The organism is Citrobacter sp. RHBSTW-00671 (genome assembly GCF_014103415.1).
In the GTDB taxonomy this organism is placed as follows: Bacteria; Pseudomonadota; Gammaproteobacteria; order Enterobacterales; family Enterobacteriaceae; genus Citrobacter.
The window spans coordinates 891,297-905,630 of the sequence record NZ_JABXPR010000001.1; the positions used below are offsets into that span (position 1 = coordinate 891,297).

Sequence of the window (14,334 nt, forward strand, 5' to 3'; positions counted from 1 at the left end):
GTAAGCATTAACCTTTGAGTGGGGTGTTAAATGGATGAATTCAAACCAGAAGACGAGCTGAAACCCGATCCCAGCGATCGTCGTACTGGTCGTTCTCGTCAATCGTCTGAACGCGATAATGAGCCGCAAATCAATTTTGATGATGTTGATCTGGATGCCGACGATCGCCGTCCTGCGCGCGCACGTAAAGAGCGTGATGAAGAGCAGGACATTGAAGAAGACTATGAATCTGATGACGATGTTGTGGATGAAGAACGTGTAGAACGTCGCCCACGCAAGCGTAAAAAAGCGGTCAGTAAACCAGCCTCCCGTCAGTACATTATGATGGGTGTGGGTGTTCTGGTACTGCTGCTGCTGATTGTCGGTATCGGTTCCGCACTGAAGGCCCCCTCATCTTCCTCTTCCAGCGAGCAGGCTGCGTCTGGTGAGAAGAGCATCGATCTTTCTGGCAGCAATGCGACGGATCAGGCGAACACCACAATGCCTGCGACGGGGGCTGAGCAGACCGCTGGCAATACGCAGCAGGATGTTTCTCTGCCGCCGATTTCCTCTACCCCGACTCAAGGCCAGGCACCTGCCACAGCAGAAGGTCAGCAGCGCGTTGAAGTTCAGGGCGATCTGAACAATGCGCTAACACAGCCGCAAGGTCAGGCACAGGTTAACAACGTCGTCGTCAACTCTACGCTGCCAACTGAACCTGCTACCGTAGCACCAGTTCGCAATGGCAATGCAGGGCGTCAGACTGCGAAGACTGAGCCAGCAGAACGTACCGCAGCTGCACATCAGGAACGCAAACAGGCTGTTATTGAGCCGAAGAGCAAGCCGCAGACCACGGTAAAAGCGACGCCGGCAGAGCCGAAACCTGTCGCTCAGGCGAAACCGACTGTGACTGCGACCGCGCCGACGACAACAACGAAAGCACCAGTGGTAACCGCTACACCTAAAGCGTCAACTGAGCCAAAAGCAACGGCAAGCACCGCGCCAGCTCAGCAGACTGCAACACCTGCACCAACGACAGCAACACCGGTTGCGGGTGGTGCGAAAAGTGCAGGGAACGTTGGTGCGTTAAAATCAGCGCCATCCAGTCACTACACGCTGCAGCTCAGCAGTTCCTCTAACTACGACAACCTGAATGGTTGGGCGAAGAAAGAGAACCTGAAGAACTACGTGGTGTACCAGACGACGCGTAACGGTCAACCGTGGTATGTTCTGGTGACGGGTGTGTATGCGTCTAAAGAAGATGCGAAACGTGCAGTGTCTACGTTACCCGCCGACATTCAGGCGAAAAACCCGTGGGCAAAACCGCTGCACCAGGTTCAGGCCGATTTGAAGTAAGATAGGATATGTTCTGCAATGGTTTGCTGTTTCGCCCAATTGCGGGACAAAGACTAAAGCGCAGGATGCTGTCGGAGCTTTCTCCACAGCCGGAGAAGGTGTAATTAGTTAGTCAGCATGAAAAAAAATCGCGCTTTTTTGAAATGGGCAGGGGGGAAATACCCCCTGCTTGATGATATCAAACGGCATTTACCTCAGGGTGAGTGCCTGATTGAACCCTTCGTGGGTGCCGGGTCGGTGTTTCTCAACACCGACTTTTCTCGTTATATTCTTGCCGATATCAACAGCGACCTTATCAGTCTCTATAACATCGTGAAGACGCGTACCGATGAGTATGTGCAGGCTTCACGTGAGCTGTTTATGCCTGAAACGAATCAGGCTGAGGTGTACTACCAGTTCCGGGAAGAATTTAATGCCTGCCAGGACCCGTTCCGACGTGCAGTGCTGTTCTTATATCTCAACCGTTTTGGCTATAACGGGTTATGCCGTTATAACCTGCGCGGTGAGTTTAACGTCCCCTTTGGTCGTTATAAAAAACCCTACTTCCCGGAAGCCGAGTTGTACCATTTTGCCGAAAAAGCGCAAAATGCAGAGTTCCATTGCCTCTCCTATGAAGAGTGCATGGATCGCGCGGATACCAACTCTGTGGTCTACTGTGACCCGCCATATGCACCGCTCTCGGCGACGGCAAATTTCACCGCGTATCATACCAACAGCTTTAGCCCGAAAGAGCAGGCGCATCTGGCCGAGATGGCTGAAAAGCTGGTCAGTAAGCAGATCCCGGTGTTAATTTCGAATCATGACACGCCGGATACCCGTGAATGGTATCGAGCGGCAAAACATTTTCAGGTCAAAGTGCGGCGCAGTATAAGCAGCAACGGCGGCACACGTAAAAAGGTGAACGAACTGCTGGCGCTATACAAACCAGGAGTCGCAACGCCTGCGAAAAAATAATTCTCAAGGAGAAGCGGATGAAACAGTATTTGATTGCCCCCTCAATTCTGTCGGCTGATTTTGCCCGCCTGGGTGAGGACACCGCGAAAGCGCTGACCGCAGGTGCTGATGTCGTTCACTTCGACGTCATGGACAACCACTACGTGCCAAACCTGACCATCGGCCCGATGGTACTGAAATCGCTGCGTAAATATGGTATCACCGCTCCGATTGATGTTCATCTGATGGTGAAGCCGGTCGATCGTATTGTCCCTGACTTCGCAGCGGCCGGTGCCAGCATCATTACTTTTCACCCGGAAGCCTCCGAACACGTCGATCGTACTTTGCAGCTGATCAAAGAGCATGGCTGTAAAGCGGGGCTGGTGTTCAACCCGGCCACTCCGCTGAGCTATCTGGACTATGTCATGGATAAGCTGGATGTGATCCTGCTGATGTCTGTTAACCCAGGTTTTGGTGGACAGTCCTTTATCCCGCAAACGCTGGATAAGCTGCGCGAAGTACGTCGTCGTATTGATGAGTCTGGCTATGACATTCGTCTGGAAGTGGATGGCGGCGTCAAGGTGAACAACATTGGTGAAATTGCGGCTGCCGGTGCGGATATGTTTGTCGCAGGCTCTGCTATTTTCGACCAACCAGACTACAAAAAAGTCATTGATGAAATGCGCAATGAGCTGGCGAAGGTAAGTCATGGATAACTTTCAGGACATTCGGGGCGTAGCATTTGACCTCGACGGCACGCTGGTCGACAGCGCGCCGGGATTAGCCGCTGCGGTGGATATGGCGCTGTATGCGCTGGAACTGCCGGTTGCCGGTGAAGAACGCGTTATCACCTGGATTGGCAACGGTGCCGATGTGTTGATGGAGCGTGCGCTTGCCTGGTCTCGTCAGGAGCGTGCGACCTTACGTAAAACGATGGGTAAACCGCCCGTTGATGATGATATTCCCGCCGAGGAACAGGTGCGAATTCTGCGCAAGCTGTTCGACAGATATTACGGCGATGTCGCCGAAGAGGGGACGTTCCTGTTCCCTGATGTCGCCGACACGTTGGGCGCACTGCATGCCAACGGATTGCCGCTGGGTCTGGTGACCAACAAACCGACCCCGTTTGTCGCGCCGTTACTTGATGCGCTGGATATTGCCAAATACTTTAGCGTGGTCATCGGTGGTGATGACGTACAGAACAAAAAACCGCATCCGGACCCGCTGCTGCTGGTGGCAAGCAAGCTTGGCATCAAGTCTGAGCAAATGCTCTTCGTAGGGGATTCACGCAATGATATTCAGGCGGCAAAAGCTGCTGGCTGCCCGTCGGTTGGCCTGACCTATGGCTACAACTACGGTGAGTCGATCGCGCTGAGCCAGCCCGACGTTATTTACGACCGTATTAATGAACTACTGCCCGCTCTCGGGCTTCCGCATAGCGAAAATCAGGAATCAAAAAATGACTAAGCCCATCGTTTTTAGTGGCGCACAGCCCTCAGGTGAATTGACCATTGGCAACTATATGGGTGCGCTGCGTCAGTGGGTAAGCATGCAGGATGACTACCATTGCATTTATTGCATCGTTGACCAACATGCTATCACCGTTCGTCAGGATGCCCAGCAACTGCGTAAAGCCACGTTGGATACGCTGGCGCTGTACCTGGCGTGTGGTATCGATCCTGAAAAAAGCACCATCTTCGTCCAGTCGCACGTGCCGGAACATGCACAGTTAGGCTGGGCGCTGAACTGCTACACCTATTTCGGTGAACTGAGCCGTATGACCCAGTTCAAAGACAAATCCGCACGTTATGCAGAGAACATCAACGCTGGGTTGTTTGATTACCCGGTGCTGATGGCGGCGGATATTCTGTTGTATCAGACCAACCAGGTACCGGTTGGTGAAGATCAGAAACAGCATCTGGAACTGAGCCGCGATATCGCCCAGCGCTTCAACGCCCTGTATGGCGACATCTTCAAAGTGCCTGAGCCGTTCATTCCGAAATCCGGCGCACGCGTGATGTCGTTGCTGGAGCCGACGAAGAAAATGTCCAAGTCGGATGATAACCGCAACAACGTGATCGGCCTGCTGGAAGATCCGAAATCTGTGGTTAAGAAAATCAAACGTGCAATGACCGACTCTGAAGAGCCGCCGGTTGTACGCTACGACGTGCAGAACAAAGCGGGTGTTTCCAACCTGCTGGATATCCTCTCTGCGGTCACCGGTAAAAGCATTCCGGAGCTGGAGCAGCACTTTGAAGGCAAAATGTATGGTCATCTGAAAGGTGAAGTCGCAGAGGCCGTTTCCGGCATGCTGACCGAGCTTCAGGAGCGCTATCACCGTTTCCGTAACGATGAAGCTTTCCTACAGAAAGTGATGAAAGACGGTGCGGAAAAAGCCAGCGCGCGTGCCTCTGTTACGCTGAAAGCCGTTTACGAAGCGATTGGCTTTGTTGCCAAGCCGTAATACTTTCTGCGTTGCTGAAAAAACCGGGAATTTCCCGGTTTTTTTGTATCTGCGCAAAGAGATTTATTGATTATTCAGCCGCTGGGCCGCAACCGCCAATCATTTTAGAAATCGAAATTGCCGGGTGCAGCAGGTAATCGTACGAGCAGGTTTTATTACGGTTTTCAATATGACCCGTACAAGCGGTCAGCGTCGCCAGAATTCCTGCCACAGCGGTAATTTTTGCAATCTTAAACATAACGAAATCCTTGTAGATATAACTATTTATATATATGAAAAAAATGGAAAAAATCCATTTCCCGCCGGTGAAAGTATCAAGTAATGGAGCAGGGAGGTAGTCCAGATAAGGACTACCCAAAGGCAAGGGCATATGCTTTTAAAAAAACAGGTGGGAAATAAAAACGGCAGTCAGGAAAGAGATTCCAGGACTGCCGTTTGCGTTAATTAGCGGAACGATTTCAGAACGGTATACGGTTGGTTATTTCGCGGAGTATGTTGTGAATCAATGGTTAGAGAACCAGTTCAGCTTATCGCGTAATGCCACAACACGACCCACGATAATCAGCGCCGGGCTTTCAACCTGTTTTGCCAGTTCACCGAGCTGTGTCAGCACACCGCTGACGACGCGCTGTGTTACGGCAGTACCATTCTCGACCAGGGCAACCGGCATATCAGCTTGCATACCAAACTCGATGAGTTTTTCCTGAATCGTTGCCGCCTGATTCAGTCCCATGTAGAACACCAACGTTTGTTTCTCTGCCGCCAGGTTCTCCCAGTCCAGCTCACCGCCTGTTTTCAGGTGCCCAGTGACCAGGCGTACGCTCTGCGCATAATCGCGATGGGTCAGTGGGATACCGGAATAAGCAGAACAGCCAGAAGCCGCGGTAATGCCTGGCACGACAGAGAATGGAATACCCGCATGGCACAGGGTTTCCAGCTCTTCGCCCCCGCGGCCAAAGATGAACGGATCACCGCCTTTCAGTCGTACTACGCGTTTACCTTGTTGCGCTTCACGCAGCAGGATCTGGTTGATCTCTTCCTGCGGTACGCAGTGATAACCCGCACGTTTACCGACGAACACACGATCTGCGTCGCGACGCACGAGGTTCATGATATCGTCGGAAACCAGACGGTCATACACCACAACATCAGCTTGCTGGATCTGCTGTAACCCTTTCAGCGTCAGCAGTCCGGCATCGCCTGGACCGGCACCAACCAGTACCACTTCACCGCGATGATCCAGCGGTTCGCTGAGCAACTGCTCGGTGGTTTCCTCTACGGCTTGCTGGTCGTTGTTCGCCAGTGACTGCGCCAGGCGGTCATTAACAAACAATTTTTCCCAGAAGCGGCGACGTTCACCCATGCTGGCGAACTGTTTTTTCACGCGGGAGCGCAGTTGCCCGGCATATTGTGCGACCTGGCCCAGATGCTGCGGCAGCACGGATTCGAGTCTTTCACGCAGCAGGCGGGCAAGAACAGGGGATGTACCGCCTGAGGAGACCGCCACCATCAGCGGAGAGCGATCAATAATGGAGGGCATGATAAAACTGGCCGCTTTTGGCGCATCGACCACGTTACAGAAAATACGGCGTGTCTCTGCGGCATTGCTGACGCTAAGGTTAACGGCATCGTCATCAGTAGCGGCGATAGCCAGCCAGCAAGAGTCGAGCAGGGCTTCATCGAATGGCCCCTCAACCAGCGTCAGCATGCCTTCATTTGCCCATACGGTGAACTGCGGAATAAACGCCAGCGCATTGACCGTTAAACGGGCGCCCGCTTCCAGCAGTAACCGCGCTTTGCGTTCTGCGACATCACCACCGCCGACGATCAAGCAGTCGCGGTCACGTAGTTGACAAAATATAGGCAAATGATCCACGACATTACCCCTTAATTATTTGGCTGTTATGCCAGATTCTCAGCTTGGTTGATTTTTGCCGGAACAGGACGCTCCGATTTTGGCGTAGCATACCAATAACCTAATCCCATGAATACGACACCGGACAAAGTATTACCGAGTGTCACCCACAGAAGGTTATGACCAATTCCGGACAGGGTATAGGCCTCGCTGTGATGGCCGAACCAGGAAAGGGCAAACAGCGTCATATTGGCCACGGAGTGTTCATAGCCGGACGCGATAAACGCCAGCAGACACCACCAGATTGCAAGGAACTTCGCCGCGCCTTCGGTGCGGATTGCCATCCAGATTGCCAGGCAAACCAACCAGTTACACAACGCGCCTTTAAAGAACAGTACGCTGGCAGGGGCTGTAGTTTTCGCCAGGGCAACGCTATGTACGATGCTGGTATCGACCGGTAGCAGACTACCACCGCCCCAACTATACAGCAGAGCGACAAACACAGAGCCCACGAGGTTGCCAAGCCAGGTTTGCGGCAGAATCGCCCACATTTGACCGTGGCTGATGGTGCCCGCTTTAACCCCGAGCGTCAGGAACATGGTGTGACCGGTGAACAGTTCAGAACCGGCGATAATCACCAGCGTTAAGGCAATACCAAAGGTTGCACCCATTACCAGAGGACGTACGGATGGATCGAGTAAATTACCGAGAGTGAAAATAAGAATGATGCCGAGCCCAACGTAGGCCCCTGCCATTGCTGAACTGACCCAGAATCCGAGCGGATTATTTGCCGACAGGCGTGCGATGCGCGCAGCGTTAGCCGCACACTTATTGATAGTGTCTGTGAACATGTGTTGATTATCCTTGAAGTACAAAAATAAAAAGAAATCGTAACCGTAGGCCGGATAAGGCATTTATGCCGCCATCCGGCAATTGCCTGATGGCGCTACGCTTATCAGGCCTACCAATAAAAGACCTACAAATACGTCAAAAAAGGGAGGCGTTGCGCCTCCCAAAAATAAGTTAACCGCGCAGTTGCACCATGCCGTCTTTCACTCGGGCTTCGTAATGCTTCACGGAAAACTGTTCGTCTTCCATGCACAGACCGTCGCTTAAGCGAAAACGCTGTTTTTTCAGCGGACTGGCGACCCACAGCTCACCCTGATGCTCAGCAATCAACCCACGCGACAGTACGCTGGACTCAAAGAATGGGTCGATATTGCTGATCGCAAACACCTGATCGCTGTGATACGGGCGGAAAATAGCAACCTGCTCAGTTCCTAACAGGGCGCAGACGCCTGTCGCAGGCAGAATGTCATCGATTTTGCAGATGTTTTTCCACTGGCTCATGCGTTTTCCTCCACCAGAGTCACCGGAATACGCTCATAAGGCGTCGCCGGACGATGTTGTTCGCGCTCAGGTACCACCTGAACATTCGGATCGCGTTTATCGCTGTTGATAAAGTGTTTGAAACGAACCTGCGCGGACGGCGTGTTGACCGTTTCTGTCCACTCACACACTACCGCTTCACGCAGACGGGCCATCTCTTCTTCCAGATGCTGGTTCAGGCCCAGTTTGTCGTCGATGATGACTGATTTCAGATAGTCGATGCCGCCTTCCAGGTTATCTAACCACGGTGCAGTACGGGTCAGTTTGTCCGCAGTACGGATGTAGAACATCATAAAGCGGTCAAGGTACTTGAGCAGCGTTTCACGATCGACATCGGCCGCCAGCAGGTCTGCATGGCGAGGTTTCATCCCGCCGTTACCACAAACGTACAGGTTCCAGCCTTTCTCGGTGGCGATGATACCGACGTCTTTACCCTGGGCTTCCGCACATTCACGGGTACAGCCGGAGACACCAAACTTCATCTTGTGCGGTGTACGAATGCCTTTGTAGCGGTTTTCCAGCTCGACGCCGAAGCCAACGCTATCGCCGACGCCGTAACGGCACCAGGTGCTGCCTACGCAGGTTTTCGCCATACGCAGCGCTTTGGCATACGCGTGACCGGTTTCAAAACCGGCTTCAATCAGCTGACGCCAGATTTCCGGCAGGTCATCTTTCTGCGCGCCGAACAGACCGATACGCTGAGAACCGGTAATTTTGGTGTACAGGTTAAATTCACGCGCGATACGGCCCACAGCCACCAGGCCTTCAGGGGTAATTTCCCCCCCCGCAGAGCGCGGGATCACGGAGTAAGTACCATCTTTCTGGATATTGGCGAGGAAGTTGTCGTTGGTGTCCTGCAGCGGCGTATGCTGTGGTTTGAGGATGTACTCATTCCAGCAGGAGGCCAGCAGGGAACCTACGGTCGGTTTACACACTTCACAGCCGTAACCTTTCCCGTGTTTAGCCAGCAACTCTTCGAAAGTTTTAATGCCTTCTACGCGGATCAGGTGGAACAGTTCCTGACGTGAATACGGGAAGTGTTCACACAGGTTGTTATTCACTTCGATACCCTGTTTCGCCAGTTCGGCGTTCAGGACCTGGGTCACCAGCGGGATACACCCGCCGCAGCCGGTACCGGCTTTGGTCTCGGCTTTCAGCGCCGCAACGGTGTGGCAACCTTTGTTGATCGCGGCAATCAGCATGCCTTTAGTGACGTCGAAGCAGGAACAAATCTGCGCGCTGTCCGGGAGTTTATCCACGCCGATTGATGGTTTACCGCTGCCTGCGTGCGCTGGCAGAATCAGCGAGTCCGGGTTTTCCGGCAGTTCGATGGCGTTCAGCACCAGCTGTAGCAGGTTGCCGTAATCGCTGGTATCACCGACCAGAACCGCACCCAGCAGGGTTTTGTTATCTTCACTTACGATGAGGCGTTTGTAGACTTCTTTGCTTTCATCAAGGTAGACATAGCTGCGGGCACCCGGCGTGCGCGCATGCGCGTCGCCAATCCCGCCAACATCTACGCCGAGCAACTTCAGTTTGGCGCTCAGATCCGCACCTTCGAAAGCGTTTTCAGTTTCGAGGATATGATCCACGGCGACCTGGGCCATTTTGTAACCCGGCGCGACCAGACCATATACGCGGTTGTTCCAGCTGGCGCATTCGCCAATCGCATAGATATCCGGGTCAGATGTCTGGCAGCTGTCGTTAATGACAATGCCGCCGCGCGGAGCGACGTCCAGACCGCACTGGGTGGCCAGTTTGTCGCGTGGGCGAATACCGGTGGAGAAGACGATGAAATCAACTTCCAGCTCGCTGCCGTCGGCAAAACGCATGGTTTTGCGCGCTTCACTGCCTTCCTGGACGATCTCTTTGGTGTTCTTGCTGGTGTGCACACGCACGCCCATGCTTTCAATTTTGCGACGTAACTGCTCGCCACCCATATGATCCAGCTGTTCAGCCATCAGCATGGGGGCGAATTCAATCACGTGGGTTTCCACGCCGAGGCTTTTCAGCGCTCCGGCGGCTTCCAGACCTAACAGGCCACCACCGACGACGGCACCGCGTTTGCTACGGCGGGCGCAAGCCTCAATGGCGTTGAGATCTTCGATGGTACGGTAAACGAAGCAATCCTGGGTTTCGGAACCTTTAATCGGTGGGATCCACGGATAGGAACCGGTCGCCATGATCAGCTTGTCGTAATAGACCGTACGGCCCGCGCTGGAGTGGATTACCTTCTCCTGGCGGTTGATGGTAATTGCACGTTCACCGACTAACACCTTAACGCCGTGCTTCTCATAGAACCCTTCACGCACCAGAGAAAGCTCTTCAGCGGTGTGGTGAGAGAAGTAAGATGACAGGTGTACGCGGTCGTACGCTTTGCGGGGTTCTTCACAGAAGACGGTAATATCAAAATTGGCAGCGTCGGATTTATCAAGAAGATCCTCAATAAAGCGATGGCCGACCATACCATTACCGATAATAGCGAGTCTGACTTTGCTCATTTTTGCCTCGATTTCTTTTCTATTACTGCCTACCTTAACGATTCAGCAACCGCGCTTATTGATACAAATCAAATTCGGCCTTATATACTCCTTAAGGGGTATATAACTGATTTGTCAGCATTTTTATAAGTGACGGAATTGACAGGCTTTTCATATTTGTACAATTAGCATACAAATTGAGGGGTTTTAGTGTGTTTGGGCCGACATCGCCAGCGAAAGAAGAGGGTATGAGAATAGGCCGGATGGCGCAGACACCATCCGGCAGTGTGCAGGCCGGGCAAGCGAAGCGCCCTCCGGCACTGGGATTAATGCGTTGCTGGCGCGTTATGCAGACGATGACGCGTGACGAACCCAAGGATAAAGCACATCACGAACACCACGGCATACAGTCCGTTCGCAGTCTGTAATGCGGCTAATGGACCACTGTGCGCTACGATAGGACCGGTGACGACGAAGGTGAGCATGGTACCAATGGTGCCGCAGGTCAGCACAAAGTTAACCAGTTTAGGTGAGGCAACTTTGGTCTGCTGAGAACCAAGGGTAATAATGGTGGTATAAATCGCGCTGGAGAAGAAGCCCAGCGTCAGAATGAACCACGGCATATGCTCTGGCGTACCGGTGATGAACAGATACATCAGCACGGTGGCCAGTCCCGCCAGTACGGTCAGAATACGCTGCAAATCGAAGAAACGCAGAATAAAGCTAAACGCCCACATGCCGACCATGTAAGACATCCAGAAGTCGCTAACCAGTTTACCGGCATCGTTCAGGCTCATGCCCAGGCTCTTGGCGTATTCCGGAACCCAGGAGATAAAACCAAGCTGACCGAGGATGTAACACAGTGCCGCAATCGCCAGGAACAGTACGCCAATGCCCCATTTTTCTTTAACGACCGGCGCATCTGGCTGCTGCGCATGTTTGCCCAGCGCCGGGAATTCGCAGCCGAAGGTCAGCAGGAAAATGGCGACATACACCAGGCCGATACAAGCATAGACCCAGTACCATTCAATGCTGCGCGCGAGCAGGAAGGCCGCAACCATGGGGAAAATCATGCCCGCCATGCTGAAGAAGGAGTCGGTAAACAGCAGGCGGGAGCCACGCTGGCGACCTTCATACATCTGAGTCACCAGGAACGTACCAATCGACATGGTGATACCACTCACCAGGCCCAGCACAAACATTGCCGCAGAGAACAACGCCAGGCTATGGCTGAGCATCAGTCCGGCGATTGCCAATACCATCAGGATGAAGCCAAAACGCAATTGCGTTTTCAGCGGCACGATTTCCATCAGCCAGGCATTCAGAAAAATAGAGATCAGGATACCTGCATTCAGGAAGGTGAAGGTGTTACTCATACTGGAAACGGGCAAATGGAAATAATCTGCGATGTTTCCCATCACCATCCCGGTGACAATTACCAACGCACCTGTCAGGGCGTAGGAGAGAAAGCTAATCCATGTGAGCTTAATGCGATTGCTGTTAGTCATGACTGGCCTGTATAGAAGTGTAAGGCGCATTAACGGCGCCGTGAGCGGGCAGATTTTAGGCGTTTTAGTGATGTATTTAAATATTTTTTGGTAATTACTGAGTCCGTTACATTTTTGTATGTGATCGTGATCACATAGATATTTACAGCTATGAGGTTACATTTGTTTCAAGTACGTAAAATTAGGTAAAGGGATGGCCTTGTTCATGAAGGCTCTTTAGAATCAATCCACTTGCTTTAGTTTCTGCTCTCGTTTAAGGAAATCTCATGCTCAAATCGACTCTGGCGGCTGTTGCAGCTGTTTTCGCTCTTTCTGCTATCTCTCCCGCAGCGCTGGCAGCGAAAGGGGATCCGCACGTTCTGCTGACAACCTCTGCCGGTAACATTGAACTGGAACTGAACAGCCAGAAAGCCCCGGTTTCAGTGCAAAACTTTGTCGATTATGTCAACAGCGGTTTCTATAACAACACCACGTTCCACCGTGTGATCCCGGGATTTATGGTGCAGGGTGGTGGGTTTAACGAGCAGATGCAGCAGAAAAAACCTAACCCGCCAATCAAGAATGAAGCGGATAACGGGCTGCGTAACACCCGAGGCACGATTGCTATGGCGCGTACTGCGGATAAAGACAGTGCGACCAGCCAGTTCTTTATCAACATTGCGGACAATGCATTCCTCGATCATGGTCAGCGTGACTTTGGTTACGCCGTGTTCGGTAAAGTTGTGAAAGGTATGGATGTTGCGGACAAGATTGCGCAGGTACAGACCCACGATGTCGGTCCTTACCAGAATGTTCCATCAAAACCGATTGTTATCCTTTCCGCTAAAGTCCTGCCGTAAGCCTGTTTTGCGCGGGTAGTTCCTGCCCGCGTTCTCCCCCTTCTCTGCGTAACCCGAAATTGCTGCTTATACTTGTGGCAAGTGTCGGCTCATTCAGGGAGGTCACGTGAAAAAACTCACCGATAAACAAAAGTCCAGGCTCTGGGCGCAGCTGCGAAATGCCAATTTCCAGGCAAGCCGGCGACTGGAAGGCGTGGATATTCCACGGGTTACTCTGAGCGCTGAAGACGCCCTGGCGCGGCTTGAAGAATTGCGGAGGCACTATGAGCGATAAATTCGGTGATGGACGTGACCCCTATTTGTATCCTGGGCTGAACGTTATGCGTAACCGGCTGGGGGTTCATCAGGCGCAGCGTCTGGCGCAGGCAGCTTATGAATTGACGGCGCTGCGTGCTGCCACGATTGAACTGGGGCCGTTAGTTCGTGGTTTACCCTACCTGTGCGCTATTCATCGCCAGCTTTATCAGGATATTTTCGACTGGGCTGGCAAGCTACGCGAAGTGGATATTTATCAGGGCGACACACCTTTCTGCCATTTTGCCTGGATAGAGAAAGAGGGCAACGTGTTGATGCAGGACCTGGAAGACGAGTCCTGGCTGGTGGGATTGCCGCAAGAAAAGTTTGTGGACCGCCTCGCACACTACTACTGTGAAATTAACGTGCTGCACCCGTTTCGCATTGGCAGTGGTCTGGCGCAGCGTATTTTCTTCGAACAGTTGGCGATTCATGCCGGGTATATACTCAACTGGGAGGGCATTCAGGTTGAGGAGTGGAACCAGGCAAATCAAAGTGGCGCCATGGGGGACCTGTCCGCACTGCAAGCGATATTTCGTAAAGTGGTAAGCGAAGCCCTGGAAACTGAGTAGAATAGCGCGGTTCTTCTGTACCGGAGCCGCCATGATCCTGCTTATCGATAACTACGATTCTTTTACCTGGAACCTGTATCAATACTTCTGCGAACTGGGCGCAGATGTCCTTGTCAGACGCAACGACGCGCTGACGCTGGCGCAAATTGATGCGCTGAATCCGCAGAAAATCGTCATTTCCCCGGGGCCATGCACGCCGGATGATGCGGGCATCTCGCTGGATGTCATTCGCCATTATGCGGGTAAGATCCCTGTGCTGGGCGTTTGTCTGGGCCATCAGGCAATGGCACAAGCCTTTGGCGCGACCGTTGTGCGGGCGGCGAAAGTGATGCACGGTAAGACTTCACCCATTACGCATACCGGGCAAGGTGTTTTTCAGGGATTGGCAAACCCGCTAACGGTGACGCGCTACCATTCGTTGGTGGTCGCGCCTGAGACGTTGCCTGAGTGCTTTGAAGTGACGGCGTGGAGTGAAACGCAGGAGATTATGGGCATTCGTCACCGGGAGTGGGATATGGAAGGGGTGCAATTTCACCCGGAGAGCATCCTAAGCGAACAGGGACATCAGCTGCTGGCTAATTTCCTTAACCGGTGATTTAGGGTTGCTATTCAGTGATTTTTTATTCATATTTTGTGATTATAATTTCACTAGCATTTCTGCTTAA

The 14,334-nt window shown here is 52.6% G+C and carries 15 protein-coding genes; 9 read left to right on the top strand and 6 right to left on the bottom strand.

The features are described from left to right. Window positions 1–30 precede the first annotated feature (30 nt). The 5 genes from damX to trpS all read left to right on the top strand — a co-directional run bounded on the left by damX (window position 31) and on the right by trpS (window position 4,732). The gene (gene damX, locus HV261_RS04195) at window positions 31–1,335 is read left to right on the top strand and encodes a cell division protein DamX (protein ID WP_202037568.1); all 1,305 of its coding nucleotides are present in this window, start codon (window positions 31–33) and stop codon (window positions 1,333–1,335) included. 117 nt (window positions 1,336–1,452) lie between these two features. Beyond that, window positions 1,453–2,289, top strand: coding sequence for an adenine-specific DNA-methyltransferase (gene dam, locus HV261_RS04200; RefSeq protein WP_137361508.1), 837 nt, complete (start codon window positions 1,453–1,455; stop codon window positions 2,287–2,289). A 17-nt stretch (window positions 2,290–2,306) separates the two neighbouring features. Beyond that, on the top strand, window positions 2,307–2,984 hold the full coding sequence (rpe, locus tag HV261_RS04205; protein WP_040231743.1) for a ribulose-phosphate 3-epimerase: 678 nt from the start codon (window positions 2,307–2,309) through the stop codon (window positions 2,982–2,984). Continuing rightward, entirely contained in the window at window positions 2,977–3,735 is a 759-nt protein-coding gene (gene gph, locus HV261_RS04210) for a phosphoglycolate phosphatase (RefSeq protein WP_202037569.1), read from the top strand. Before rpe ends, gph begins: the two co-directional genes overlap by 8 nt. Further along, window positions 3,728–4,732: a tryptophan--tRNA ligase gene (gene trpS / locus HV261_RS04215; protein WP_148361397.1), complete on the top strand. Its 1,005-nt coding sequence runs from the start codon at window positions 3,728–3,730 to the stop codon at window positions 4,730–4,732. Before gph ends, trpS begins: the two co-directional genes overlap by 8 nt. 70 nt (window positions 4,733–4,802) lie before the next feature. Here the strand turns inward: trpS and HV261_RS04220 are convergent, their stop codons facing one another. The 6 genes from HV261_RS04220 to tsgA form a co-directional block, all read right to left on the bottom strand. After that, window positions 4,803–4,970 (bottom strand): YhfL family protein, encoded by a 168-nt coding sequence (locus HV261_RS04220; RefSeq protein ID WP_202037570.1) that lies wholly within the window; start codon window positions 4,968–4,970, stop codon window positions 4,803–4,805. A 264-nt stretch (window positions 4,971–5,234) separates the two neighbouring features. Beyond that, the gene (gene cysG, locus HV261_RS04225) at window positions 5,235–6,608 is read right to left on the bottom strand and encodes a siroheme synthase CysG (protein ID WP_202037571.1); all 1,374 of its coding nucleotides are present in this window, start codon (window positions 6,606–6,608) and stop codon (window positions 5,235–5,237) included. Between the two features lie 26 nt (window positions 6,609–6,634). Next, window positions 6,635–7,438: a nitrite transporter NirC gene (gene nirC, locus HV261_RS04230; protein WP_202037572.1), complete on the bottom strand. Its 804-nt coding sequence runs from the start codon at window positions 7,436–7,438 to the stop codon at window positions 6,635–6,637. A gap of 172 nt (window positions 7,439–7,610) precedes the next feature. Then, window positions 7,611–7,937 carry a nitrite reductase small subunit NirD gene (gene nirD, locus HV261_RS04235; protein WP_045448391.1) on the bottom strand — a complete coding sequence of 109 codons (327 nt, stop codon included), beginning with the start codon at window positions 7,935–7,937 and terminating at the stop codon, window positions 7,611–7,613. Then, window positions 7,934–10,477, bottom strand: coding sequence for an NADPH-nitrite reductase large subunit (gene nirB, locus HV261_RS04240; protein ID WP_202037573.1), 2,544 nt, complete (start codon window positions 10,475–10,477; stop codon window positions 7,934–7,936). Before nirB ends, nirD begins: the two co-directional genes overlap by 4 nt. A gap of 305 nt (window positions 10,478–10,782) precedes the next feature. After that, window positions 10,783–11,964 (bottom strand): MFS transporter TsgA, encoded by a 1,182-nt coding sequence (gene tsgA, locus HV261_RS04245; protein WP_202037574.1) that lies wholly within the window; start codon window positions 11,962–11,964, stop codon window positions 10,783–10,785. 266 nt (window positions 11,965–12,230) lie between these two features. On the opposite strand from tsgA, the gene ppiA reads away from it, so the two are divergent. From ppiA to pabA, 4 genes are all read left to right on the top strand, one after another. Then, entirely contained in the window at window positions 12,231–12,803 is a 573-nt protein-coding gene (ppiA, locus tag HV261_RS04250; RefSeq protein ID WP_137381141.1) for a peptidylprolyl isomerase A, read from the top strand. Between the two features lie 106 nt (window positions 12,804–12,909). After that, entirely contained in the window at window positions 12,910–13,077 is a 168-nt protein-coding gene (ficA, locus tag HV261_RS04255) for a FicA/YhfG family antitoxin (protein ID WP_137381140.1), read from the top strand. Further along, window positions 13,067–13,669 (top strand): putative adenosine monophosphate-protein transferase Fic, encoded by a 603-nt coding sequence (locus HV261_RS04260; protein ID WP_202037575.1) that lies wholly within the window; start codon window positions 13,067–13,069, stop codon window positions 13,667–13,669. The genes ficA and HV261_RS04260 overlap by 11 nt, the downstream gene beginning before the upstream one ends. 31 nt (window positions 13,670–13,700) lie before the next feature. Further along, the gene (pabA, locus tag HV261_RS04265; protein ID WP_202037576.1) at window positions 13,701–14,264 is read left to right on the top strand and encodes an aminodeoxychorismate synthase component 2; all 564 of its coding nucleotides are present in this window, start codon (window positions 13,701–13,703) and stop codon (window positions 14,262–14,264) included. The last annotated feature ends 70 nt before the right edge of the window (window positions 14,265–14,334 follow it).

What these genes read in the sequence shown, in the direction of transcription:
- damX (WP_202037568.1), top strand. Translation starts at nt 31, where the DNA reads ATGGATGAATTCAAACCAGAAGACGAGCTGAAACCCGATCCCAGCGAT.
- dam (WP_137361508.1), top strand. Translation starts at nt 1,453, where the DNA reads ATGAAAAAAAATCGCGCTTTTTTGAAATGGGCAGGGGGGAAATACCCC.
- rpe (WP_040231743.1), top strand. Translation starts at nt 2,307, where the DNA reads ATGAAACAGTATTTGATTGCCCCCTCAATTCTGTCGGCTGATTTTGCC.
- gph (WP_202037569.1), top strand. Translation starts at nt 2,977, where the DNA reads ATGGATAACTTTCAGGACATTCGGGGCGTAGCATTTGACCTCGACGGC.
- trpS (WP_148361397.1), top strand. Translation starts at nt 3,728, where the DNA reads ATGACTAAGCCCATCGTTTTTAGTGGCGCACAGCCCTCAGGTGAATTG.
- HV261_RS04220 (WP_202037570.1), bottom strand. Translation starts at nt 4,970, where the DNA reads ATGTTTAAGATTGCAAAAATTACCGCTGTGGCAGGAATTCTGGCGACG.
- nirC (WP_202037572.1), bottom strand. Translation starts at nt 7,438, where the DNA reads ATGTTCACAGACACTATCAATAAGTGTGCGGCTAACGCTGCGCGCATC.
- nirD (WP_045448391.1), bottom strand. Translation starts at nt 7,937, where the DNA reads ATGAGCCAGTGGAAAAACATCTGCAAAATCGATGACATTCTGCCTGCG.
- nirB (WP_202037573.1), bottom strand. Translation starts at nt 10,477, where the DNA reads ATGAGCAAAGTCAGACTCGCTATTATCGGTAATGGTATGGTCGGCCAT.
- tsgA (WP_202037574.1), bottom strand. Translation starts at nt 11,964, where the DNA reads ATGACTAACAGCAATCGCATTAAGCTCACATGGATTAGCTTTCTCTCC.
- ppiA (WP_137381141.1), top strand. Translation starts at nt 12,231, where the DNA reads ATGCTCAAATCGACTCTGGCGGCTGTTGCAGCTGTTTTCGCTCTTTCT.
- HV261_RS04260 (WP_202037575.1), top strand. Translation starts at nt 13,067, where the DNA reads ATGAGCGATAAATTCGGTGATGGACGTGACCCCTATTTGTATCCTGGG.
- pabA (WP_202037576.1), top strand. Translation starts at nt 13,701, where the DNA reads ATGATCCTGCTTATCGATAACTACGATTCTTTTACCTGGAACCTGTAT.